Here is a 22736-nt window from a genome sequence, read left to right on the forward strand (position 1 = left end):
CAGGACACGACCCACTCAGGACACGACAACGACGACGACGGCCAGCACGGCGAGCACCGCAAAGCCGACCGAGGCCTGCGCGTAGTAGTGGTGCAGCTGCCCGGTCTGCGGGCGCCGGGCCCAGCGGCCCAGCGCCCGCGCGCCGTCGGCCACACCCCGCACGGCGCCGTCGACCGCGGGCTCGGCGCGCCGGTCGAGCAGCCGCGCCAGCGCGAGGGTCCCGCGAGCGGTGGAGTCGACGCCGCGGTCGAGGACGCGGTCGTCGAACGCCGCCAGCCGCTCGGCCAGCCCACGCACGGGGCGGACCAGCAGTAGCCGGGCGGCCCGTTCCAGGTCCCACCAGCGGGCTGCCGGCCCCGGCTCGGGCAGCCGGGCGGCGCTGCGCCAGCCCCACCCGGTCGCGGCCACCGCGACGACCGCGGAGACGACCAGCTCCCACCAGTGCGGCGCGGGCTCGGGGGCGAGGACGCCGTGACCGAGGAGCGGGAGGACGCCGAGCGTGGCGGCCCCGACCGCGAGCACCACCAGGGGTGGCCCGGCGACGGCCGGCACGCGCCCGGTCGGATCCTGCTCCGGCTCGGCGCCCGGCTCGACAGCCCGGGAGGCGGGCCGCCAGACGAACCACAGCGCCTTCGCGCTGTAGACCGCGGCCACGGCGGCACCGGCCAGCCCGACCACGTACAGGGCGATGCCCCCCGGGACCGGGGCGGCGAGCGTCGCCGCCAGGACGGCGTCCTTGGCGACCCACAGCGACAGCGGTGGGAGCCCGGCCAGCGACAGGGCCCCGACCGTGAACACCCCGCCCACGAGCGGGAACCGGCGGGCCGCGCCGGCGAGCCCGCCCAGCTGCTTGGTGCCCAGCGCGGTCAGCCACGCCCCGGCGGCCAGGAACAGCAGGCTCTTCGTGGCCGCGTGCGCGACCAGCTGCAGCACGGCGGCCGGTCCGCCGCCGACGCCGGCACCGAGGACCATGTAGCCGATCTGAGCGCAGGTGGAGGCGGCCAGCAGCTGCTTGAGGTCGCGCTGGACGACCGCGGCCAGACCCAGCCCGAGCGCCGTCGCCGCCCCGGTCCACGCCACCAGCGGACCGGCCCAGCCGACCGAGCCGAGCAGCGGGTGCAGCCGCACCAGCAGGTAGGCGCCCGCGGCGACCATGGTCGCCGAGTGCAGCAGCGCCGACACCGGGCTCGGGCCGCGCATCGCCCCGGACAGCCAGAAGCTGAACGGCAGCTGCGCGGACTTGCCCAGCGCCGCAACCACCACGCCGGCAACCAGGAGATCCCGCCAGCCGCCGGACGCCGTCGGTAGCGCGTCGAACGCCAGCGACCCGACGCCGCCGGCCAGCGCCGCACCGGCGGCGAGGTAGAGCCCGAGGTCGGCGGTGCGGGTGGTGAGGAACGCGGTGTGCGCGCCGCGCACCGCGGCCGGGTCGCGGTGGTGGTAGCCGATCAGCGCCCAGCTCGCCGCGCCCATGACCTCCCACGCCATCAGCAGCGGCGCGAGGTCCGTGGCGGTCACCGTCGCGAGCATCGCCGCGGCGAAGACGAGCATCAGGCCGGTGAACCGGGCGGTCCGCAGGTCCGTCTCGCCCGCGGCGACCAGGAGCACCGCGACCAGCACCGCGGCCACCGTCACGACCAGCACCGCGGAGAGCCCGTCGACGGCGAACCCGGCCGGGATCCCGGTGAACAGCGGCGCCCCGGTGCTCGGACGGGTCACCGCGGCGGCCACGGCGAGCGCCAGCACGGCCACGGAGACACCGGTGCCGAGGATGGGGGCCGGCCGATCGGCGCGGTGCCCGCCCAGCGCGAGCAGCGCCCCGGCCAGCAGCGGGACGGCGATCAGCCACCACAGCAGCACGAGCGGCTCAGCCCTTCAGGTCCGCGGCGCCGTCGGTCATGTCGACCTGGCGGGCCCGGTAGATCGCGGTGGCCACGGCGAAGCCGGCGGCCATCTCGATCGCCATCGCGGTGACCACGACGACGATCAGGACCTGGCCCTCCGTGCCGGCCGGAGCGAGGAAGTACCAGAACGCGGCGGCGGCCAGGATGACGCCGTTGAGCATCAGCTCCAGCCCCATCATCAGCATGACGATCGACTGCTGGGACAGCGCCCCGTACAGCCCGATGGCGAACAGGCCGGCCGCGGACAGCAGGAACAGCTCGAGCGTCACCGGCCGACACCTCCTCCGAGCGGATCGTCGGCGGTGGCCGAGTCGAGGTCGTCGCCGAGGCGGTCGTAGCGGCCCCGCCCGGTCGAGAGCACGACCGTGGCCACAATGGTGGCGAACAACGTGATCCCCAGCGTCATCATGGTCAGCATCTGCTCGCCCATCAGGGAACGGCCGAGGGCGAAGGTGGGATCGGGCGCCGGCGCGCCCCGGCGCTCTGGCCAGTCGACGAGCAGGATCCCGGCGGCGAGGAGCACGAACGTGCCCACGGAGATCGTCATCGCCCCGGCCTTGTTGTGGTACATCGCCATGGGCATCAGACCGGCCGGGTTCATCATGTACATGATCATGAAGACGGCCATCACGACCATCTCGATCACCATCATCAGCACGATCACCGCGCTGAGGTAGTCCAGCCCGAGCAGCAGCACCAGCCCGGCCACGGCCAGGAAGGAGACCAGCAGGGAGAAGGTCACCCGTGCCATGGAGTTCAGCCGGAACACGCCGAACCCGGACACCACCGCGGCGAGGGCGAGCACCCAGGACACCACGACCATCTAGAGGCCTCCCTGCGCGAGTACGACGACGGCCACCACCAACGCCTGGGCCAACGTGAGGGGCACGAGCACCAGCCATGAGATCTCGGTCCAGCGGTCCATCCGGATCGTCGGGAACCGCCGCCGCGCCCACACCAGGACGGCCAGCACCCCGCCGGTCTTGAGCACCACCCACGCCCACGCGGGCAGCAGCGGGCCGGCGCCGCCGCCGAGGAACAGCGGGACCGACATCGCCGCCGCTGCGGTCAGCAGCAGCCAGCGGCCCCCGAGGAAGAGCAGCCGATCCACCCCGGACAGCTCCGCGGCCGCCCCGCCGGCGAGGTCACCGGCGATCGGGGCGTCGAACGGGCCCCAGAACGCCATCGCGGCCGCCGAGATCAGGAAGACCACGAACGCCACCGGCATGATCACCACGAACCACAGGTCCTGCTGCGCGGCCACGACCTCGGTGACCCGCAGGCTCTGCGCGCCCAGGGCGGCAGTGGTGAGGGCGAACATGTGGGGCAGCTCGGAGGCCAGCCCCTGCGCGACGAAGCGGTACCCGCCGGCCAGCGACAACACGCTGTTCGGTCCCCACCCGGCCAGCCACACCGCGGCCCACGCCAGGACCTCCATGGCGTTGAACCACACGATCCCGATCCCGAGATCGGCCACGGGCAGGGAGCCCAGCGGGATCACCACCGCGGCCAGCACCGCCGCCACCGGCAACACCACTGGCCCGGCGCGCCACAGCAGCCGGTCCGCTGCCAACGTCCGGCGGCGCTGCCCGACCAGCAGCCGCGCCACCTCCCGCGCCGGCGCGGTGAACCCACCGGGCCGGCCGGCCGCCCGCGCGCCCACTGCCGCGTCGACGACCACCGCCGAACACGCCACCAGGATCAACACCAGCGGCAGCAGCAGCGCCCACCACCAGGCCAGCGCCACAGTCGGGGCCGGCACCGGAACCGGCTCATCCATGATCATGCCCCCCGCGTCCAATCGGGCCGACCTGCTTGCCGAGGGTCGTTCCGTGCCGCTCGCCTTCCCGCGCGCCGTCCGAGCCCGTTGTGCTGTGTCCCGCGCGGAGCGCCACGTCTCGGCCAGTGCTCACGGCGTGCGTGTCGGCGGCGAGGCCGGAGGTGCCGCCGGCAGTGCTGGAGGTGCCGCCGTCGGTGACGGGGTCGGCTGCCGCGACGAGCAGGCGTGCGGCGGCGAGATCGCTGCCGGCCAACAGGCGTTCCACCTCGTGGAGGCCCGCTCTGGGCTGCGTGCGCTGCGGTGAGCGACTCGGCCGCCCAGCCGATGCGGTCAGTGAAGAGCGGATGGCGCCCGCGGTGGGCTCGTTCAGTGCTGCGGAGGCGTGCTCGAGAGCGTCGAGGCGCCGGGCGAACAAGGCCGGCACGTGCGGTAGGCCGCGCAGCAGCCGGCGCAGGGTCCGCGACCGGCGGACCTGCCGCAGCAGCGCCTCGACCGCGCCGCAAATCGGTATGAGCGGATCCCCGGCGAGCAGCCCGTCGCGCAGCCCGCGGGCCCGTGCCGCGGGCGCGGGCCAGCCCGCCACAGCCAGGAAGCGAGCCAGGGCGTCGAGCTCCCGCGCCGCGGCTAGGCGCCTCGGGTCCACAGGGGCGCCGTCCGTGGCGCCCGGCTCGCGTGGCGTCCAGAAGGGCTTGCTGAGCGGATCGTCGACGAGCCTGGCGTGGGCCTGCTGCACGACGTCGCCCTGCAGGACCACCTCGAGCACTAGCCCGGCCGGCCAATCCGGCAGGACCGGCCCCAACGCCACGTGGAGTTGATCGAGCGTCAAGCCGTCCCGATCGTCGCCGAGATCGGCCATCGGCAGGCCCCCGGGCATGTCCATCTCGTCGTGTCCGCCGTGCTCGCCCTGCTTGTCGTCGTCGGGATCCTCTCCGGGGTCCTGAGGCTCGTCGCCTTGCCCGTCCTCGATCTGTTCCGGCGGCGCGGTGGCCGCGTTCGGGACCGGGCCGGCGGCCGACCGGCCACGGGCAAGGTCGGCCGGGACTCGGCTCAGCTCCCTCTCGACGGCGTCGGGCGCATCGACGGTGACGTAGGCGCGAGGAAGGGGGACGGTCGCCCAGAGGTCCTCGACAGTGGTGGCGAGTTCGGGTCCCGCGGTGCCGGCGACGAGCAGTACGTCCGCGTCGGCCGGAGCGGTCGCGGCCGGCCAGCCGCGTGTTGCGAGCTCTGCCTCGACGGCCAGGCGGACGGCCGCCCCGTTGCGGGTGGCGACGACCAGAACGTGCGGTCGTCGAGCGGCGTAGCGCCGCAGCCGTGTCCTCAGGTCCATCGCAGAGCACCCTCGCGCCACGCGTAGACGACTCCGGCCAGCAGGATGCCGAGGAAGAGGAACATCTCGATCACCGCGGAGGGCCCGACCCGGGACACGACCAGTGTCCAGGGGTACATGAAGATCATCTCCATGTCGAAGGCCAGGAACACCATGGTCACCGGGTACCAACGCACATGGAACCGGGAGAAGGCGTGGTGGGTCGGCGGTACACCGCCCGCGAACGGCACGAGCTCCGATGAGGTCCGGGCCGTCGCGGTGATCGCCGAGAGCACATAGAGCGCGGCGACGAGCACGAGCGCCACCCCGAGCGTGATCAACACTGGCCAGAACTGGCTCATCCTCACCTCCGACACCTCGCCGCCGAAACCCCTACCCCGGAGGCCCGCGTCGAGGATCCCGGGGCCGCTTGTCCAACGCGGCCATGCATGTCGGACGGGTGAGGTACTCGCTCAGTCCTCAGTCCTCTTCCCGATTCAGCGGGAGCCAACCGTCAGGGCCGGCGCAGGTCGCAGGACACAGGTGTCGCGGACGGCCGGCCCCCTCCATCGAGTCGCTCAGGTGCGGGGAGACGGCTATCAGCCGTGACACCACTCATGACCCGAATCCACGTTTCAAGAGGGCTGCCGGAGGGGCTGGCGAGGGATGGGACTGCCCAGACTCTGGCTGACCCGGGTCGGGTAGGGGCTCAGGCCGCGACCGGCCCGTCTACCGGCGTGACAGTTCTGCATCAGGACATCGGTGACGGTTGGTGTGTCAGGACTTCGGTGACGTTCCCGGGTTCTTCGGTCGTCTTCCTGGGGGTCGGCCGTTGCCGACGTAGCGGACGCCGGGCTCGGGCCTGGTGTGCTCGGCGAGGATCTCGCCTTCGAGGTCGGTGACGATGATCTTTGCGCCGGGCTGGTCGCCGTCGCTGACGACGAGGACCTGTGTGAACGCGTGGGCGCCACCGATCTTGTAGATCACCATGTCGACGCCGATGTCGCCGCTGGCGCTCACCGTTCGCAGGCGTGTGCCAGGAGGTAGGCCTGGGGGCGGGGTCGGCCGGGGCCGCCGGACTGGGACCGGCGGCCGGTAGACGGGCCGGTCGGGTTTCGGGCGGGGTGGGTCGGCTTTCGGAGTCGCCTCCCACGCGGCCAGCGGCGTGATCCGCCCGGGCAGCCCTTGGTGAGGGCGTTCGGTGTTGTAGATGTGGTCGAACGCGTCGATCTGAGCCTGGAGCTCGGCGAGTGTCGCGACGAGCGGTTGCTTGTCCAAGTAGCGGAACAGGGTCTGATGGAAGCGTTCGTTCTTGCCCTGGGTGGTCGGCTTGTTCGGCTTGCCGGTGATCGCCTCGACACCCAACGCGGCGACATGCCCGACGAGCCGCCCGACCATGCCCCGTCGCGACGGGTTGAGCGCGGTCCCGTTGTCCGACAGCAGCCGTTGGGGGACGCCGTGGGCGGCCACAGCCTTGTCGAAGACCGCGATCGCGTCGCGGGCGGTCTCGCCGGCCGCAGCGTGGGAGGCGACCGCGTAGCGGGAGTGGTCGTCGATGAGCTGGAAGATCACGCATTTTCGGCCGCCGGTGAGCACGTACTCGGTGGCGTCGAGTTGCCAGCAGGCGTTCGGTGCCGGGTAGACGAACCGCCGCCACGCCGAGCGGGGCTTCTTGCGCGGCTCGCGCCGGGCGACACCGGTCTCGCGGAAGATCCGTGCCAGCGATGCTGTCGAGGGCACTGGGCTCAGGCCCATCGCGCGCATCTTGTCGTGAACGCTGATCGGGCCGTGGTCGAGCCCGGACGCCTCGAGTGCGGCTCGCACCGCGACGGCCTGGGCCTTGACCTGCTCGGTCAGCTTCGACGGGCTCGACCGCGGCCGTCTGGACTTGGGCTCGAGCACCGCCGCGGGGCCTTCCGCGCGAGCGCGCTTGCGCAGCTCGTAGAACGACTTGCGTGAGATGCCGTGCTCGGTGCAGAACGTCGAGACCGCTCCGCGCGGTGCGTCGTCAGGCCACTGCGAGATCGCGAGGCGGACACGGGGATCGATGGGTTCCTGGGCGGCCACCGCCGCAGCCTCGCGGCGGAAGTGTCACCACCAAGAGCGCCCCCAGTGTCACCGATGTCCTGACACGGAATCGTCACCTATGTCCTGAGACATAGCAAGCCCGACTGACGAATTCTCCGGATTCTGCGATTTATCCCGCAGCGAAGTCGGTAACCTTTTGGCTTCTGGTGCCCCGCATCGACCGACCAGGCCAACCACAGTGAACCGGCCTGCATCTGGCGGAGGCGCTGATCCGGCAAGGAAACTGGCGAACTGGCTGCTCCGAGGAAGTACGACCCGGAGACGATGGACCGGGCGGTGCGGATGTATCAGGACACTGCCCAGCTCCGCGCGCAGGGAGCGGACCATCTGCACCGCAGTAGCCTTCTCCTCCTCGGAGTACCGGCTCGTGCTCGGCTTGCCCGGCGACTGCTCTCTCGGCATGGCTCCATCCTTGTTTCCGAAGCCAGGAGCCTCCACGGGACCCAGGGCGACTGGACATCGGTCGCCGGATCGGAGGTCCGCAGCTGCTCGCCGGTCGGCGGGTCGAGGGTCGCGCAACCGGGAGACGCCAAGCCGGACCAGCACGTTGTGCACCCTGGCCGCGGAGATGCGAGTGCCGTCCTCGCGGCGCAATTCGTAGGCGATGCGGTCCGGGGTCGAGCTTGCTGCCGCGGCGCAGCCGCTCGATCCGGGCCTGCAGCTGCAGTGGGGTGCGCCGCGGCGAGTGGTGCGGGCGCGAGGAGTGGTGCGGTTTCTCGAGAGCTCGTACCTCGCCTGGAGGTCCTCCCTACATCAGATCATCCGTCCTGGCGTGTCCGCAGCCGCCGCGTCACCAACCTCCGTAGGCGGGACATCTCCAGGTCGAGAAGCCAACGCTGTCGTGCTGACAAAGAGGGAGGGAGCTGCACCGGGGCGACGCGGTGAGGCCGTGTTCAGGGCGGTTGGCCCGTCGGATCGTCCTCCTGCGCCCTGCCGCCGCTCTCGGCAAGGACGAGCAGGCGATGCTGGTCGAGCGCGGGTGGCGGCGTGTGTCGGATCCGGGTGCGCTCGCGGCCGTCGGCGTCGAAGAACCGCACGGCCGGGCCCGGGAGCGTAATCCGCCCGGCGACGGGGTGGTCGGTTGTCACCACGAGACGTTGGCTGGCGACCTGGTCCCACGCGTAGACCTCGTCCAGGGTGCGGACGGCGCCCGCGGGGACCCCGAGCCGGTCGAGCTCGTCGAGGAGCTCGGCCTTCGTCCGGTCGGCGAACGCCGCCTCGATCACGTCGATGAGCTCGGCCCGGTGGGCGACCCGGTTGGCGTTGCGATCGAAGCGCGGGTCGTCGCCAGGGAAGCCGAACCCGTCCGAGAGCCGTCGCCAGAGTGCCTCGCTGCCCACCGCGATCTGGACGGCGCCGTCCTTGCAGGCGAACAGTCCGTACGGCGCGATCGTCGGGTGGTGGTTGCCGCTCGCCCGACCGAGTTCGGCGCCCACCGTCCAGCGGGTGCCCTGAAAGGCGTGCAACCCGACGCCGGCGGCGAGCAGGGAGGTCCGGACGATCTGGCCGCGGCCGGTCCGGGTTCGTTCGAGCAGGGCGGCCAGGACACCCGTCGCCCCGTTGAGGCCCGCGGTGAGGTCGCAGAGTGGGACCCCGACCCGTTGGGGATCGTGCGGGCCGGAGCCCGTCAGTGACATCAGCCCGGTCTCGCCCTGGGCAATCTGGTCGTAGCCCGGCCGGTGGGCGTCTGGTCCGTCGTGGCCGAAGCCGGTGATGGAGAGCACGACCAGCCGGGGGTTGCGCGCGAGCAGGGTCTCCGGTGCCAGGCCGAGCCGGTCGAGGACGCCGGGCCGGAAGTTCTCCACCAGGACGTCCGCCTCGGACGCGAGCGCCTCGAGGACCGCGTGGTCGCCGGCGTCCTTGAGGTCGAGCGCGATGGATTCCTTGTTGCGGTTCGCCGCGAGGAAGTAGGTGGCGACCCGCTCCGCAGAGTCCTCACCCCCGACGAACGGTGGACCCCACCCCCTGCTGTCGTCCCCACGGCCGGGCACCTCGACCTTGATCACGCGGGCGCCGAGATCGCCCATGACCATAGCGGCGTGCGGCCCGGCAAGCGCGCGGGACAGGTCGAGGACGAGCATCCCGGCCAAAGGGCCGGGACCCGGCTCACCCATCGCGGCCGCCCTCGTGAGGCTTGGATTCCTCGGATCCCGAGGGGCTGCGGTGCTGGGCCGCCCGGTGCTCGGCCAGGACATCGATGCCGAAGTCGTTGGTCGGGTCCCGCCACACCGTGTGGACGTGGTTGGCGTCGTCCTCGGTGTTGTCGAACTCGACGAGGGTGACCGGGCCCTCGATGCGGAAGTAGTGCGGGGTGTCGATCGTGTGCCCGCCCGCCCAGACGAAATGCAGCGCGTCGAGCCCCGCCGACCGGATCCGGTCCATCTCGCGGCCCAGCTGCGCAGGTCGCACGTTGCTCAGGAAGGAGCCGAGCAGCTCGTCGAACGCCGCGGCTTGGGCGGGGGACATCCCCGCCCGGGGCAGTCCTCGGGGGGCGCCGCGGACGTACCGCAGGGCGGCGCGGTCCGCGTCGGTGATCATCGCGTCGCGGCGGCCGACACCGTGGACGTCGGGCCATTCCTCGGCGCCGATGACCGGGACGCAGCGGGTGGCGAAGTCCGGCGGCGGTACCGGATGGATCGTGGCGGTCGCGCGCTGGGCCGGGTCCAGTGCGTCGAGCAGCGCGAACGCCCGGTCCTCCTCCTCGCCGAGAATTCGGAAGGGGCCGATGCGGGCCGGCTCGGCCCCGAGCAGGAACGGTGTCACGGCCATCCGGTCCTGGCCGACGACCGTGACGTTCAGCGAGAGGTGGTGGCCGACGAGCCGCCACCCCCAGCTGGCGTCCGGCTGGGGCTGGTCGAAGAACGTGAGGTAGTAGCCGTTCGGGTCGCGGAAGTGCGCCGCGACGTGGCCGAAGGCCCCGACGTTGAGCTCGCGCAGCACGTTCTCCAGGCTCATCACCTGGATGGCCTTGGCGTAACCGGTGAGCGAGGTGCTCTGGGCGACCAACCGGTGGGTCAGGTAGCGCTGGGTGTCGGTCATGTCGCGCAGCGGGAGCCCGGCGCGCCCGGACTCGGGCAGGAAGTTCCAGTGCAACCGGTTCTCGTCGCTCAACGGCACCACGATCCGGGCGCGCTGGGCGGCGTCGAGATGGTCGAAGAGCGCCATTGCGGCGAAGGTGACCGCGGTCGGGTCGAAGTCACCGTCGATCGGCCGGTTGCGCGGGGGGTGGGCGTGGTGCAGCTGGTCGTCTGCGGTCATGACGTCGCCCTGATCACGAGCATGTCTGCCGGGCCGTCGCCCTCGTTCGTCACGCTGCGGACCTCTCCTTTCGCGAAGTGCACGGTGTCGCGGGGCCCCGCCGGAACGCGGTCGCCCTCACTTTCGAAGGTCAGCCGGCCGGAGAGGATCACGTAGACCGTTTCCGCAGGTTGGGCGGCCGGCTCGGCCTGGCCGCCGGGCTCGTAGTGGGAGAGGACGACCGTGAACCGGTCGACGGGCGTCCTCGGACCGCCCTGCACCCACCGCGGTGCGACCCCGCTGTGTCCCGGGGACTCGAACGCCTCGGCGGCGGACAGGTTGACGACTCGCATGTCCTCGCCCCTCACGTTCCGGTGGCGCCGTGGATTCCGGCGCTGTGAACGCCGGCGCGGTGATCCTCGACCGGCGTGCTCACGGCGCCGATTCCCTCGACCTCGACCTCGACGACGTCGCCGGGCTGCAGGAGCCGCGGGGGGTTGCGGGCGTACCCGACGCCTGCCGGGGTGCCGGTGGCGATCAGGTCTCCCGGGGTGAGGGTGAAGGTCCGGCTGATGAAGGCGAGTACGTCCGGGACTCCGAAGATCATCTGGTCGGTGGTGGACTCCTGCATGACCTGGCCGTTCACCCGGCTGATCACCTTGCGGCGGCCGAGCTCGCCGACCTCGTCCCGGGTGACGAGCTCGGACATGGGGCCACTGCGGTCGGCGTTCTTGCCGAGTGTCCACTGGGTGGTGAGCTTCTGGGCGCGTCGGGCGGTGATGTCGTTGAACGCGGCATAGCCGAAGACGGCCGTCTCGGCCTCGTGCGGCTCGGCGCAGCTCAGCGGACGCCCGACCGCGACCAGCAGCTCGGCCTCCCAGTCCAGCCCCTCCTCGTCGACGGGGACCCGGACCGGGGTGTCGCCGACGGCGAGCGACGGCGTCCAGCGCCCGAAGATCGTCGGGTGCTCGGGGACGTCGAACGGCCCCTCCGCCGCGTGCTCGCGGTAGTTCAGCCCGACGCAGAGGATGCGGGCCGACGGCTTGACCGGGGGCGCGAGCCGCACGCTCGCCCCGGGGATCCGGGTGCCCGCCCGCAGACCCGCCTCGAGCGCCGCGTCGGGGTCCTGCCAGAACTCCGCGACCGGGCCCAGCGGGATGAGCGCCTCGCCGTCCCGCGCGGCCACGTGGACCGCGCCCTCCCACTCGTATCCGATGATCCGCATGCTCAGCTCCCGTACTGGCGGGCGAGCCAGCCGCCGGGGGCCGCACCGGTGACGACGATCGACCGGTCGCTGATCAGCCAGCGTCCGTCGGGTCGGCGCACGAAGTGGTCCTCCCAGCGGCCCCAGTGGTCGGGTGCGGCCTCGTCGGTGATCGCGATGTACATGGTCCGGACGTCGGCCTCGTCCGCGCCGACGAACTCGATGTCCATCGTGGTGGCGTGGTGCTGGATCATGGTCGGTTCGGAGCCCTTGACGACCTTCGCCATCTCGTGCGGGCCGACCTCGAGGCCGTCGGGGAAGCGGATCGTGGCGTCGTCGGTGTAGAGCACGGCCATCCCGGCGAAGTCCGCCTGCTCCTTCGCCATGGTGCAGTAGCGGTGCATCACCGCGGCGATCAACGCCCGGTCCTCGACGCGGGCCTCGCTCAGGCTGGTGTCGTTCATGACCCGTCTCCTTGCTTCGTCGCGGTCTGAAGGTGGCTGCGCAGGAACGCCGCCGTGATGGCGATCGTCGACAGCTCGTCGAAGGCCGGGTCCTCGTGGCCCGCGCCGCCGAGGACCATCAGGGTGCTTCGGGCGCCTGCCCGCGTCAGCTCCTCGTGGAGCCGCCTGCTCTCGCCGATGTCGACGATCCGGTCGCGGTCCCCGTGCGCGATGAGGAACGGCGGTGCCGCGGCGTGCACGTGGCTGACCGGGCTCGCCTCGCGGACCAGGTCCGGCACGGCGGCCAGGTCGTCGACGCCGAGCAGCGCGTGCGCCGGGCTTGTCGGCGGGAGCAGGGCCTGCTCCAGCGGGCTGCGGGAGTAGCAGGCCGCGATGTCGCTGAACCCGAACCAGGACACCACGGCCTGCACGTCAGCCGGGCCGGACAGGCCGACAAGGGCGGCGAGCACCGCGCCCGCCGAGGCGCCGCAGAGCCCCACCGCGTCGGTGCCCGCCCCGAGCTCGTCGAGATGCCCGCGAACCCACGCGAGCGCCGCGCGCACGTCGTCGATCTGGTCGGGGAACCGTGCCGCGGGGGCGAGCCGGTAGTCCGGCGCCACGACGGTGATGCCGTGCCCGGCCAGTGCCCGCATCCGTTCCCGGTGCATCGTGCGATCACCCGCCACGAACCCGCCGCCGTGCAGGTGGACGACGGTGCCGCAGCTGCGCGCCGGTGCCGGGTACACGTCCAGCCGCAGACCGGGCGCGAACTCGTGGGTACGCACCGCTTCCACGGGGTCACTCACGCGGGCACCGGGGCCGGGGCGGGGATCTGGGCGAGCAGATCGTCGACCAGGGCCAGCGAGTCGTCCGCGCCCGCGGCCAGGCCGAACAGGTACACGTCGGGCCGGGAGAGCAGGGTGGTGGCGCCGTGCTCGGCGAGGTAGTCCCGGAGAATGCCCTCGACGTCCACGACCCCGCCGTCGCCGAGGTGGAGCACCTGCACGCCGAGCTGGGCGAGGCGGGCCAGGCGCGCGGCACCCAGGACGTCCTCGAGCGGCAGCGTGGAGATCAGCTGGAACCCGTAGCCGACGAGATCGTCCAGCAGCCCCTCCCGCTCACCGATGCGGACCACGCCCTGGATCGCGACCTCGCCGGCCTGGTCCCCGTACTCGCCGTCCGCCGCGCGGTGCTGGACGCCGTTGCGCAGCGGCGGGATCGGGGGCGTGACGTCCCCGCCGGTGGCGGCCAGGTAGCCGTCCCGAGCCGCGGCCTCCTCGGGGGTGGCGGGATTGACCATCTTGTAGGCGGCCAGCGACCCCTCCACGAAGAAGCGGGCGTGCGAGAGCCGCTCCGCCTCGTAGGTGTCGAGCAGCGCGTCCCGGGCGAGGCCGCGCAGCACGAGATCCAGCTTCCACGCCAGGTTGGCTGCGTCGCGCATCGCAGTGCAGGCGCCCTGCGCCATATAGGGGGTCATCGCGTGGGCGGAGTCGCCGCCGATGAACACGTTGCCCTTCCGCATCGCGCCGACGATCTGGCTGCGGAAGGTGTAGAGCTTTCGACGGGTCTGGCGGACACATTCGCGCGGGATGCCCACTCGCCGCTCCAGAAACTCCAGGCCGCGCTCCTCGGCGGCCTCGACCTCCTCGTCCTCACCCGGGAGCATCCGCACGTCCGACCGGACCCGGCCGGCCCCGTTGGGCCCCCAGAAGTACGGCTGGTCGAAGTCGAGATCGAAGTAGCACCTGTTCTCCAGGTCGTGGGGCAGGGGCTGGAGCACGTCGTAGTCCGTGAGGATCCAGCGGTCATGATGGCGGTGGATCACCTCGACGTCGATCCCCACGGCGTCGCGCACGAAGCCGCTGGCGCCGTCCATGCCCACCACGTACCGGGCGGTCACCGTGTCGCCGGTGGACGTGGTGACGGCGTACCCCTCGCCCTCGGCGCGCAGGCCCACGACGCTCATACCCCACCGGACCTCGACGTTGGGCAGCGTCGCGATGCGCCGCTCCATCGCCGCCTCGATGTTCGGCTGGTGCAGGGTCAGGTGCGACCAGTGACCGCCCCGCTTGTAGTCCCAGTCGAACCGGCCCTTCTGCTCGCCGTCGGAACCCCAGATCTCGACGGTGCGCATCGGCAGCGACTCGGCGAGCGCCTCCGCGGGGTCCGCCGCGTGCTGCAGCAGCCGCGCGACCTCGCCGTCGAGGGTGCTCATCCGGGGGAGCCCGTAGGGCTCCGGGAACCTCTCGCACACGACGATGCGATGCCCGCGCTGCCCCAGTAGCGAGGCCAGCATCTCCCCGGCCGGGCCGAACCCGACGATGACGACGTCGACGGTGTCACTCATTCGTTGCTCCATTTCACGCGCCCTCGCGCTGAAACTCACGAATCCTTCGGGTGTTTAAGGGATCCTTCGGCGCCTCGCGCCGGATGTCAAGTCCGCGTCGTAAAGTGGTCGGGTGTTTTCCGTGCCGCAGACGCGCGCCCAGTCGCTGGCCACCGAGATCGAGCGGTGGATCGTCGAGCGTGAGCTGGCCCCGGGCAGCCGTATCGCCACGATGGACGAGCTGCGCGAGCAGACCGGTCTCGGCCGCGCGACCATCAGCGAGGCGGCCCGGCTGCTCGCCGAGCGCGGCGCCGTCGACGTCAAGCTCGGCCGCAGCGGTGGGCTCTTCGTCGCGCAGCCTGCGGCGGTGGTCCGCCTGCGGCACACACTGCTGTCGGTGTCCCAGGACCCCGCGCGGGTCACGGACGCACTCGCGGTCCGGGACGCCCTCGAGGAGCTGATCGACGTCGACGCGGCTCTGCACCGCACTCGGCGGGACGTCCGCGACCTCGAGGCGATCGTGGCGACGATGCGGACCCATGCCGCCAGCCGGGCCGACTTCCTGCAGGCCAACTGGGCCCTCCACCGGCGCATCGCCGAGATCACCCCGAACGAGATCGCCCGCAGCGTCTACCTGAGCACCATGGCTCAGGTCGAGGGCCTGCCCAGCAGGCCCGACGCCGACACCGCCGACGAGGACGCGGCCTACCTGGGCAGGCGGGTGGACGTGCACGCCGAGCTCGTCGCGGCGATCGCCGCGGGCGACCCGGCGCGCACCTCGCGGGCCGTCGTCGCGCACCGGGCGTTGACCTCGCCGAACGCCGCGCCCGTCGCACCGCCGGACTGAGGGAGCGCGGCGCGCCTGGTCAGGCGGTCCCGCGGGTCGCGAGCTCGTGGTCCTTCAGGTCGAACCCGGCGGACCCGACCTCGGCCGGGACGGGCAGCACCCCGCCGGACAGCAGCCGGCGCGCGGCCATGTGGTCGCGCGGGCGGTTCACCGACTCGACGGCGACGAGCCGTCCCCGGCGGAAGCGGCAGACGGAGAAACCGTCGCCGTCCGGATCGCCCACGAGCACGCAGTCGTCGTCGGGGAAGCCGAGCCCGACGGTCTGCACCCGCAGCGCGAACTGGTGGGTCCAGAACCAGGGAACCTTGCCGTACGGCTCGCCGAGGCCGTGTGCGATCGACGACGCGACGTGGCGGGCCTGGTCGATCGCGTTCTGCACGCACTCGATGCGCCGTGGGGCGCCGAGCTCGCGGTCCGGGCGCGCCACGCAGTCCCCCACAGCGAAGATGTCGGGGACGGAGGTCCGCAGCCACGGATCGACCAGCACGCCGTCGTCGACGGCGAGACCGGCGGCCTCGGCGATGCCGCTGTTCGCCACGACCCCCACCGCGATCACCACGAGGTCCGCCGGGAACTCCGAGCCGTCCGAGAGCACGACGCGTCTGACCTGTCCGGCGCGTCCGAGGAACCGCTGCACGCCGGTGCCCACGTGCAGGACGGTGCCCGCGGCCTCGTGGGCCCGCCGGACCGCGTCGGAGACCGGGGGCGCCACGGCCCGGGCCAGGAGCCGGGCCTGCGGCTCGACCACGGTGACTGCGCGCCCGACGTCGGCGCAGGCCGCGGCGATCTCGAGGCCCAGGAACCCGCCGCCGACCACGACGACGTCCCGGGCCGCATCCAGTCGCGCCCGCAACGCGGCGGCGTCGGTGAGCGACCCCAGCTGCGCGATCCCGTCCAGCTCGACGCCCGGCACCTGCAGCCGCCGCAGCGACGATCCGAGCGCCAGGACGAGGTGCGTGTAGTCGACCGCCCCGCCGTCGCGCAGCTCGACCCGGCGTCGGGCCGGGTGCAGCGCGGCAACGGCGGTGCCCAGGCGCAGGTCGATGTCCTGGTCGGCGAAGAACGACGCGCTGCGCAGCAGTTGCGGATCCCCGGCACCGGGTCCGAGGAACTCCTTCGACAGCTGCGGGCGGTGGTAGGGGAGGTGGTCCTGCCCGTCCAGCAGGACCACGGGACCGCGGTGCCCCTCCGCCCGCAACGACGCGGCGACCTGCACGCCGCCGTGCCCCGCGCCGATCACGACGACGGTCACAGCTGCGTCTCCGGGACGTCGAAGGTCATCCCGTCCCAGTTGTCGGCGATCTGCACCTGGCAGGACAGCCGGCTCGCCGGTGTCCGCGGTGCGGCCGTGGAATCGAGCATCTCGTCCTCGACTTCCGACACCGGCGGTAGCCGGTCGGTCGCGCCGGCGTATACGTGGCAGGTTGCGCACATGGCGTTCCCGCCGCACTCGGCGATGATGCCCGGCAGGTCCTCGGCCATTGCCACCTCCATGACGGAGAGGCCGGCCTTCCCCTCGAGGGTGCGACGCGTCCCGTCGGGCAGCACGAAGGTCAGGGTGGGCATCGCGCTCAGGCCTCCCCACTGGTCACGTGGAGCTGCTGGGGCGAGCGGAAGAGCCACCCCTTCATCGCCCAGCCCGCCTCCGCCAGGTGCAGGGCGGGCGCCGCCGCGACGAGCTCTTCCAGCGCGATCCGGGCGAGCTCACGGCCGAACACGTTCCCGGCGCAGAAGTGCCGGCCTCCGCCGAAGGACAGATGGGTGGGGCCGGAGCGTCGGAGCTGGTAGCGACCCCCGTCGCTGAACCGGCGCTCATCGTGGTTCGCCGAGGCGACCATGCACCACACGACGGACCCCGGCGGTAGCTCCTGGCCGTGGATCGTGACCGCACGGGTCGTCTCGCGGAAGACGCCACCGATCGGCGCGATCCAGCGGAGGCCCTCGGCGAGGGCCGTGGGAATCAGATCGGGGTCGGCGACGATCTCGCCGTAGGTGCCTTCCTGGAGGAGGCCCAGCAGGGTGGTGGCCGCAGCATGTCCCGGTTCCTGCATCCCGCCGGTGAGCTCGATCAGGAACGCGGAGTAGATGTCCTCACGCGACCGTGTCCGGCCGGGTGGCATGCCGGCGTGCAGCAGGTGCGACAGGCCCGAGCCGTCGGGATTGGTCTCGAGCCGGCTGAGGATCGGCTCGAGGGTGTCCTTGATCTCCGCGACGACCTCGTCGCTCTTACGGAAGGGATCCTCCTGGAAGGTGTAGTTGCCCGCTGCACCGATGATGGTGTGGAACCAGCGGCGCAGCGTCTCCGACGGCACGTCGCCGATGCCGAGCATGGCAGCGAGGCCCCTCGTGCTGACCGGCTCCAGGTACTCCGCGACGACGTCGCAGGTGCCCGCGACGGGCAGCTGCGCCGCCTCCTGCGCGGCGATCGGACGGACCAGGTCCTCGATGTAGCCCGACACCGCGCCTCGCCGCAGCGGGGGATCGACGGACGCGCGGCGGTCACGGTGGACCTCGCCGTCGGCGATGAGGATGTTCTCCGGGCCGAAGGTCCGTTCGAGCACCGGCTGGACGCTCGGTGCGCGGCCGAGATCGGTGTCGGCGAGGAAGGCGCGCACCTCGTCGTAGGTCGTCAGCAGGTAGGCGTTCAACGCCGGGACGAACACGCACGGCGCCTCGGCCCGCATCCGGGCGTAGAGCGGATACGGATCGGCTTCGAGCGCGGCGATGTCGATGTCGTCGATCCAACGGATCCCCGATGCCGTGACGGCCACTCGTCCTCCTCGACAGTCAGTGCCTAAAATACCCGAATACTTTGCGTACTTCGGTGGATTCTGCTGGCGCCCGTCGGGGGTGTCAAGCGGCTCGAGTCCTCCTTGACACCGCTTGCCGCCCTCGACACCATGCCGTGATACAACCCGAAAGGTTCGTGTTATTTGAGTGGCTGAAGGAGCTGCCATGAGATTGTCCGTGCACCGGGACCGCTGTGAGGGCTACGGCCTTTGCGTCGACGAGGCGTCGTCGCTGCTGCACCTCGACGACGACGGGGAGCTCGTCCTCGACGCCGAGGAGGTCGAACCGGAGTTGTCCGGTGTCGCCGAGGCCGCGGTCCGCGTGTGCCCGGTCGCCGCTCTGACGATGGACTGACAGCCGCCGTCCATCCCTCGATCGGAGGCACAGCGATGACGCTCACCCGCACCTCCCACTCGGAGGTCGACCTGTTCAGCGACGAGGTCCTCGTCGACCCCTATCCCGTCTACCGCGACCTGCGCGACCGGGGCGGCGCCGTCCGTCTGAGCGCCCTCGACGTCTGGGCGATCCCGCGCTACGCCGACGTCCGGCGGGCGCTCGCTGACTGGGCGGGCTTCTCCTCCCGCGGGATCGCCCTCAACGAGCCGGTGAACCGGATGCTCGTCGGGTCGGTGCTGGCCAGCGATCCACCGTTTCACGACACCCTGCGGGCGGTGCTCTCTGCACGGCTCGGTCCGCGGGCCGTTCGGCCGCTGCAGGCCGAGATCGCCGGCCGGGCCGAACGGCTCGTCGACGAGCTGGTCGAGAGGGGCTCGTTCGACGCAGTCACCGACCTTGCTGTGGCCTTCCCCTTCTCGGTGGTGTTCGACCTCATCGGCATCCCGGACGACGCGCGTCCGAAGATGCTCGGCTGGGCTGACGCGACCTTCACCGTCTTCGGCCCGCTGAACGAGCGCACCCTCGGGGGGCTGGACGCGATCGGGGAGATGTTCGGCTGGCTGGGCACGCTGCAAGCCACGGACCTGAAGGAGGGCAGCATGGGGCGGGACATCTTCCGTGCCGCCGACGAGGGCCGCATCGGGCGCGAGTCGTGCATCCCGCTGCTGGCCGCCTACACCTCCGCCGGGCTCGACACCACCATCAACGCCATCGCGAACGCGGTCCACCTGCTCGGCACCCACCCGGACCAGTGGGACCTCGTCACCGCGGACCCCGGCCTCGTGCCGAGCGCACTCAACGAGGTGCTCCGCTACGACGCCCCCGTCCAGGGCTTCGGGCGCACGGTCACCGGGGACATCGAGATCGACGGCGCCCCCGTTCGTTCCGGCTCCCAGGTCCTGTTGCTCTACGGGTCGGGCAACCGCGACGAGCGCCGCTACCCCGAGCCGGACCGGTTCGACGTGACCAGAAACCCCGTCGACCACCTCGCCTTCGGCTACGGCACCCACGCCTGCGCCGGCCAAGCCCTCGCCCGCCTCGAGGCGCACGCGGTGCTCACGGCACTGGCCACGCGGGTCCGCCGGTTCCGGGTCGGCGAGCCCGTGCGCCACCTGAACAACGTCGTCCGCGGCCTGGAACGGCTCCCGGTCGACGGACTCGAGCTCCGTTGACTGGGGCACCGGACCTCTGGCCCGCCGGCTGGTTGGCGGCCACCAGGCGACCACCGGGGGACCGGCCAAGAGCCCGCCGTTGACCGGGCGCATCGCGGGGTCTGGCGGGGTGGCGCGGCGAACGCGGCAGCGTCGGCGAAGATACGAAATAAGGCGACCACTGGGACGGTGGTCGGCTCGTGGTGGGTGCCGAGTCCACCGACCAGCCCGGCTCGGCAGCCAAGACCGACTGCGGACGCTCGGTGGGTACAGCTGCACGAAGCCGTCAAGCGAGGCGGCAGGGATTCGGCGTCCGGCAAGCTGGTCGACGATGCGGTCTGGACCACGGCTGGCTCGTGGAACCCACCGTCTCCGCCGACGTGGACAACAAGTACACGATCACCGGGAAAAAACCTTCGGCCCGGTGCTGTCGGTGATTCCCGACAGCGAAGAGGACCAGGCCGTCGCGACCGCGAACGGCGGCGACCACGGGCTTGGCGGCTCGGTGTGGACCCGGGACGGGGAGCGGGGCGAGGCCGTGGCCTGCCGCGTCGCCACCGGCACGATCGGGATCAACGCCTGTGCCAACGACCCGACCGCGCCCTTCGGCGAGCTCGGGGTCAACGGAATCGGCCGGGAGCTGGGGCCGGAGGGCCTGCACAGTTACCAGAATGTCGAAGACGTCCACCTCGATCCGAGTTCGTGACCTGCTGAGGTTGGGCATGGTCCTCGCTGATGGGCGAGCTTGGTACGAGACCTTGGCGGCGACGGTCTCGACAAGGGTCGACCTTGCGTCATCACATCATCACTGTCGGCGATCGAGGGGATCGGTAGGATCGGCTCGTGGGACGGACGGGGAAGGAGCAGCTGCGCGGCAACGTCGCGAGCGCGATCCGGGACCAGATCATGGCCCGCACCGTGCAGCCGGGCGAGCCCCTGCGACTGGGCCAGCTCGCGGAGCAGCTCGGGGTGAGCGTGACGCCCGTTCGAGAGGCACTCCTGCTGCTGACCCAGGACGGCTGGGTGACCCACGAGCCGAACCGGGGCTTCCGGGTGTCGGCGGTCCGCCGTAAGGACGTCGAGGACACCTACCTGATGTGGGGCACCGCCGAAGGCGAGCTCGCGGCACGTGCCGCCACCCGTGCCACGGCTCGGGACGTGGACGAGCTGCGGAAGCTGGACGCCCAGATCCGCGACGCAGACCCGTCCGACGGACACCTGGCCACCTCGCTGAACTCGGCGCTGCACCATTACGTGTCGATGATCGCGGACGCGCCCAAGTTGGAGTGGTTCGCCGGGGCGGCGAGCAGGCTCGTCCCCTTGCAGTTCCCGGAGAACTTCCACGTCGTGCCGGGTTGGTCCGACGTGAACCGCACCCAGCACACCCCGTTGATCGACGCCATCGCCGCAGGGGACGTCGACCAGGCACGCGTGCTGGCCAAGGACCACTTCATGGGCACGGGCGACCTGCTCATGCAGTGGCTGGACTCTCTGGACTTCTGGGGCGAGCCGGACGCGCCGCATACCCCTCGGGGTCCGGGCCGCCTCGCCGGCTGACCCGCCGGGAGCCGACCGGAAGCAAGCGCCCGAGCGCCCGCCGAGGGTCTGATCTGGTGCCGAGGGCGTGCATCTCCTCGGGTCGGCGGGGCGCCGCTCGCCGCCGCCCGTCACGAGGCCGCGCCTGCATCAGTCAGCACACGTCTCGGCGAGGGCCGCGTGCCCAGGGGCGTCGGCGGACGTCGAGCTTCGCCACCTCGAGCTCGTCGACTCAGCCGCGCATCAGGACGTGTGATCGCCACACCCTCCGTCGCGCAGGCACCCAGGTCGCAGGCTCTGGACAGTGCGCCGCAGAAACGTATATTCTTCTGAACGAGAATATACGATCGGGTAGTCGCCTGGTCGTGCTCCCACCACGGAGGTCGACGGTGACCGACTCGCAGATCGCTGCCCCCAGTGCCGACGGCACTTCGGCAGTCGATCCCGCCCAGCAATCCAGCCGCCGCATGCGGAACCGGGTGCTCGTGTCGAGCTTCTTCGGGTCCGTCATCGAGTGGTACGACTTCTATCTCTTCGGCATCGCGTCCGCGGCGGTGTTCAACCGGCTGTTCTTCCCCGAGTTCAGCTCCACGGCGGGCACCCTGGCCTCGTTCGCCACCCTCGCAGCGGGCTTCTTCGCCCGGCCCATCGGGGGCATCATCTGGGGCCACTTCGGGGACAGGGTCGGCCGCAAGGGCATGCTCGTGCTGTCCATCGTGCTGATGGGCGTCTCGACGACGGTCGTGGGTCTGCTGCCCACGTACGCGTCCATCGGCATCGCGGCGCCGCTACTGCTCGTGCTGATGCGCCTGATCCAGGGCGTCTCCGCAGGTGGCGAATGGGGCGGCGCCGTGCTCATGACCATGGAGCACGCGCCCAGGCGTCGAGGGCTGTCCAGCTCTGTCGCGCAGATGGGTCTCTACGGCGGCATCCTGCTGGCCAACGGTGTGTTCGCATTGGCCTCGGCGCTGACGGGTGACGCCTTCCTCGACTGGGGCTGGCGAATCCCCTTCCTGATCTCGGCCGTGCTCGTGGTGATCGGCCTGTGGATCCGGCTCGGCGTCCAGGAGAGCCCGATCTTCAAGCAGGCCCGCGAGGAGGCGCAGCAGGCAGAGGCGCCGAAGGTGCCTCTGGTCGAGGTGCTGCGCCACCCGAAGAACCTGCTGCTGTCGATCGCGCTGGTGCTCGGTGCATTCGCGGCCAGCGCCGTGTACGGCACCTGGATCGTCAGCTACGGCATCCAGGACGGCTTTCCGCGGGCGGACATCCTCAACGCGGTGCTCGTCTCCGCGGCCATCGGCCTGGTGTTCCAGCCGGTCTTCGCCTACCTGTCCGACCTGTGGGGGCGGCGCGTCGTCGTCGGGGTCGGTGCGGTGCTGCAGGCGCTGAGCATCCCGATCATGTTCTGGCTGATGGACACCGGCAGCGTCGGGGCCATGTACCTGGGCATCTCGCTCGCGGCGTTCACCCACGCGATCGTCTACAGCCCGCTCGGCGCCTGGCTCGGCGAGCTGTTCCCCACGACCCAGCGCTACACCGGCGCCTCGCTCGGCTACCAGATCGCCGGCACCGTCGGCGGCGGCTTCGCCCCGCTGATCTGCGCGTCGATCCTGGCCGCGACCGGCGGGACGGCCGGGATCTCGCTGTTCATCGGCGCGACCTGCCTGCTCACGGTCGTCGCGGTGTTCTTCGCCGCCGAGACCAGCCGCAGCGCCCTGTAAGGAGAAC

Annotated in this window: 22 protein-coding genes and 1 pseudogene; 6 read left to right on the top strand and 17 right to left on the bottom strand. The window is 71.7% G+C overall.

Annotated features, from left to right (window positions below; all coding sequences use genetic code 11):
* Positions 1-15: 15 nt before the first annotated feature.
* The 14 genes and pseudogenes from PKE99_RS02720 to PKE99_RS02785 all read right to left on the bottom strand — a co-directional run bounded on the left by PKE99_RS02720 (position 16) and on the right by PKE99_RS02785 (position 14309).
* Positions 16-1860 (bottom strand): NADH-quinone oxidoreductase subunit 5 family protein, encoded by a 1845-nt coding sequence (locus PKE99_RS02720; RefSeq protein WP_037039626.1) that lies wholly within the window; start codon positions 1858-1860, stop codon positions 16-18.
* Positions 1861-1867: 7 nt separating this feature from the next.
* The gene (locus PKE99_RS02725; protein WP_037039627.1) at positions 1868-2173 is read right to left on the bottom strand and encodes an NADH-quinone oxidoreductase subunit NuoK; all 306 of its coding nucleotides are present in this window, start codon (positions 2171-2173) and stop codon (positions 1868-1870) included.
* A complete protein-coding gene (locus PKE99_RS02730) occupies positions 2170-2727 on the bottom strand; it encodes an NADH-quinone oxidoreductase subunit J (RefSeq protein ID WP_037039629.1) in 558 nt (185 codons plus the stop codon). Before PKE99_RS02730 ends, PKE99_RS02725 begins: the two co-directional genes overlap by 4 nt.
* Positions 2728-3666 (bottom strand): NADH-quinone oxidoreductase subunit H, encoded by a 939-nt coding sequence (locus PKE99_RS02735; protein ID WP_231498013.1) that lies wholly within the window; start codon positions 3664-3666, stop codon positions 2728-2730.
* Between the two features lie 10 nt (positions 3667-3676).
* Positions 3677-5011 carry a hypothetical protein gene (locus PKE99_RS02740; protein ID WP_051736610.1) on the bottom strand — a complete coding sequence of 445 codons (1335 nt, stop codon included), beginning with the start codon at positions 5009-5011 and terminating at the stop codon, positions 3677-3679.
* Positions 5002-5352 (bottom strand): NADH-quinone oxidoreductase subunit A, encoded by a 351-nt coding sequence (locus PKE99_RS02745; RefSeq protein WP_037040172.1) that lies wholly within the window; start codon positions 5350-5352, stop codon positions 5002-5004. Before PKE99_RS02745 ends, PKE99_RS02740 begins: the two co-directional genes overlap by 10 nt.
* 763 nt (positions 5353-6115) lie before the next feature.
* Positions 6116-7057: pseudogene (locus tag PKE99_RS02750) on the bottom strand (integrase core domain-containing protein); the annotation flags it as partial.
* Between the two features lie 914 nt (positions 7058-7971).
* Positions 7972-9192 carry a CaiB/BaiF CoA transferase family protein gene (locus PKE99_RS02755; RefSeq protein WP_037039634.1) on the bottom strand — a complete coding sequence of 407 codons (1221 nt, stop codon included), beginning with the start codon at positions 9190-9192 and terminating at the stop codon, positions 7972-7974.
* Positions 9185-10336: a DUF3500 domain-containing protein gene (locus tag PKE99_RS02760; protein WP_051736611.1), complete on the bottom strand. Its 1152-nt coding sequence runs from the start codon at positions 10334-10336 to the stop codon at positions 9185-9187. Before PKE99_RS02760 ends, PKE99_RS02755 begins: the two co-directional genes overlap by 8 nt.
* Positions 10333-10668 carry a cupin domain-containing protein gene (locus PKE99_RS02765; RefSeq protein WP_037040176.1) on the bottom strand — a complete coding sequence of 112 codons (336 nt, stop codon included), beginning with the start codon at positions 10666-10668 and terminating at the stop codon, positions 10333-10335. The genes PKE99_RS02760 and PKE99_RS02765 overlap by 4 nt, the downstream gene beginning before the upstream one ends.
* 11 nt (positions 10669-10679) lie before the next feature.
* Positions 10680-11540, bottom strand: coding sequence for a fumarylacetoacetate hydrolase family protein (locus PKE99_RS02770; protein WP_037039636.1), 861 nt, complete (start codon positions 11538-11540; stop codon positions 10680-10682).
* 2 nt (positions 11541-11542) lie between these two features.
* Entirely contained in the window at positions 11543-11983 is a 441-nt protein-coding gene (locus PKE99_RS02775; RefSeq protein ID WP_037039638.1) for a nuclear transport factor 2 family protein, read from the bottom strand.
* Entirely contained in the window at positions 11980-12768 is a 789-nt protein-coding gene (locus PKE99_RS02780; protein WP_063739619.1) for an alpha/beta hydrolase, read from the bottom strand. The genes PKE99_RS02775 and PKE99_RS02780 overlap by 4 nt, the downstream gene beginning before the upstream one ends.
* Positions 12765-14309, bottom strand: a complete 1545-nt coding sequence (locus PKE99_RS02785) for an FAD-dependent monooxygenase (protein ID WP_051736613.1) — start codon at positions 14307-14309, stop codon at positions 12765-12767. The genes PKE99_RS02780 and PKE99_RS02785 overlap by 4 nt, the downstream gene beginning before the upstream one ends.
* Before the next feature lie 121 nt (positions 14310-14430).
* On the opposite strand from PKE99_RS02785, the gene PKE99_RS02790 reads away from it, so the two are divergent.
* On the top strand, positions 14431-15135 hold the full coding sequence (locus PKE99_RS02790; protein ID WP_051736614.1) for a FadR/GntR family transcriptional regulator: 705 nt from the start codon (positions 14431-14433) through the stop codon (positions 15133-15135).
* A 19-nt stretch (positions 15136-15154) separates the two neighbouring features.
* On the opposite strand, the gene PKE99_RS02795 is transcribed toward PKE99_RS02790, so the two are convergent.
* Genes PKE99_RS02795 through PKE99_RS02805 form a run of 3 tightly spaced genes read right to left on the bottom strand, consistent with a single transcriptional unit; the run spans position 15155 to position 17906 of the window.
* Entirely contained in the window at positions 15155-16387 is a 1233-nt protein-coding gene (locus PKE99_RS02795) for an NAD(P)/FAD-dependent oxidoreductase (protein WP_037039641.1), read from the bottom strand.
* Complete coding sequence (locus tag PKE99_RS02800) at positions 16384-16701, bottom strand: 2Fe-2S iron-sulfur cluster-binding protein (RefSeq protein WP_037039644.1); 318 nt, start codon at positions 16699-16701, stop codon at positions 16384-16386. The genes PKE99_RS02795 and PKE99_RS02800 overlap by 4 nt, the downstream gene beginning before the upstream one ends.
* Positions 16702-16706: 5 nt before the next feature.
* Entirely contained in the window at positions 16707-17906 is a 1200-nt protein-coding gene (locus PKE99_RS02805; RefSeq protein WP_037039646.1) for a cytochrome P450, read from the bottom strand.
* A 184-nt stretch (positions 17907-18090) separates the two neighbouring features.
* Here PKE99_RS02805 and PKE99_RS02810 point away from each other — a divergent pair, with 184 nt between their 5' ends.
* The 5 genes from PKE99_RS02810 (at position 18091) to PKE99_RS02830 (ending at position 22729) form a co-directional block, all read left to right on the top strand.
* On the top strand, positions 18091-18279 hold the full coding sequence (locus PKE99_RS02810; protein WP_037039648.1) for a ferredoxin: 189 nt from the start codon (positions 18091-18093) through the stop codon (positions 18277-18279).
* A gap of 35 nt (positions 18280-18314) precedes the next feature.
* Entirely contained in the window at positions 18315-19493 is a 1179-nt protein-coding gene (locus PKE99_RS02815; protein ID WP_037039650.1) for a cytochrome P450, read from the top strand.
* Between the two features lie 310 nt (positions 19494-19803).
* Positions 19804-20178 (top strand): aldehyde dehydrogenase family protein, encoded by a 375-nt coding sequence (locus PKE99_RS02820; protein ID WP_425566460.1) that lies wholly within the window; start codon positions 19804-19806, stop codon positions 20176-20178.
* 137 nt (positions 20179-20315) lie between these two features.
* Entirely contained in the window at positions 20316-21029 is a 714-nt protein-coding gene (locus PKE99_RS02825; RefSeq protein WP_051736615.1) for a GntR family transcriptional regulator, read from the top strand.
* Between the two features lie 368 nt (positions 21030-21397).
* The gene (locus PKE99_RS02830; protein WP_156067022.1) at positions 21398-22729 is read left to right on the top strand and encodes an MFS transporter; all 1332 of its coding nucleotides are present in this window, start codon (positions 21398-21400) and stop codon (positions 22727-22729) included.
* Positions 22730-22736 lie beyond the last annotated feature (7 nt).

Source organism: Pseudonocardia halophobica (assembly GCF_027922425.1).
GTDB classification, from domain to species: domain Bacteria; phylum Actinomycetota; class Actinomycetes; order Mycobacteriales; family Pseudonocardiaceae; genus Pseudonocardia; species Pseudonocardia halophobica.

Coding starts and splice junctions, on each gene's coding strand:
- PKE99_RS02730 (WP_037039629.1), bottom strand. CDS start 2,727: ATGGTCGTGGTGTCCTGGGTGCTCGCCCTCGCCGCGGTGGTGTCCGGG.
- PKE99_RS02740 (WP_051736610.1), bottom strand. CDS start 5,011: ATGGACCTGAGGACACGGCTGCGGCGCTACGCCGCTCGACGACCGCAC.
- PKE99_RS02745 (WP_037040172.1), bottom strand. CDS start 5,352: ATGAGCCAGTTCTGGCCAGTGTTGATCACGCTCGGGGTGGCGCTCGTG.
- PKE99_RS02755 (WP_037039634.1), bottom strand. CDS start 9,192: ATGGGTGAGCCGGGTCCCGGCCCTTTGGCCGGGATGCTCGTCCTCGAC.
- PKE99_RS02760 (WP_051736611.1), bottom strand. CDS start 10,336: ATGACCGCAGACGACCAGCTGCACCACGCCCACCCCCCGCGCAACCGG.
- PKE99_RS02765 (WP_037040176.1), bottom strand. CDS start 10,668: ATGCGAGTCGTCAACCTGTCCGCCGCCGAGGCGTTCGAGTCCCCGGGA.
- PKE99_RS02770 (WP_037039636.1), bottom strand. CDS start 11,540: ATGCGGATCATCGGATACGAGTGGGAGGGCGCGGTCCACGTGGCCGCG.
- PKE99_RS02775 (WP_037039638.1), bottom strand. CDS start 11,983: ATGAACGACACCAGCCTGAGCGAGGCCCGCGTCGAGGACCGGGCGTTG.
- PKE99_RS02785 (WP_051736613.1), bottom strand. CDS start 14,309: ATGAGTGACACCGTCGACGTCGTCATCGTCGGGTTCGGCCCGGCCGGG.
- PKE99_RS02800 (WP_037039644.1), bottom strand. CDS start 16,701: ATGCCCACCCTGACCTTCGTGCTGCCCGACGGGACGCGTCGCACCCTC.
- PKE99_RS02810 (WP_037039648.1), top strand. CDS start 18,091: ATGAGATTGTCCGTGCACCGGGACCGCTGTGAGGGCTACGGCCTTTGC.
- PKE99_RS02815 (WP_037039650.1), top strand. CDS start 18,315: ATGACGCTCACCCGCACCTCCCACTCGGAGGTCGACCTGTTCAGCGAC.
- PKE99_RS02820 (WP_425566460.1), top strand. CDS start 19,804: ATGCGGTCTGGACCACGGCTGGCTCGTGGAACCCACCGTCTCCGCCGA.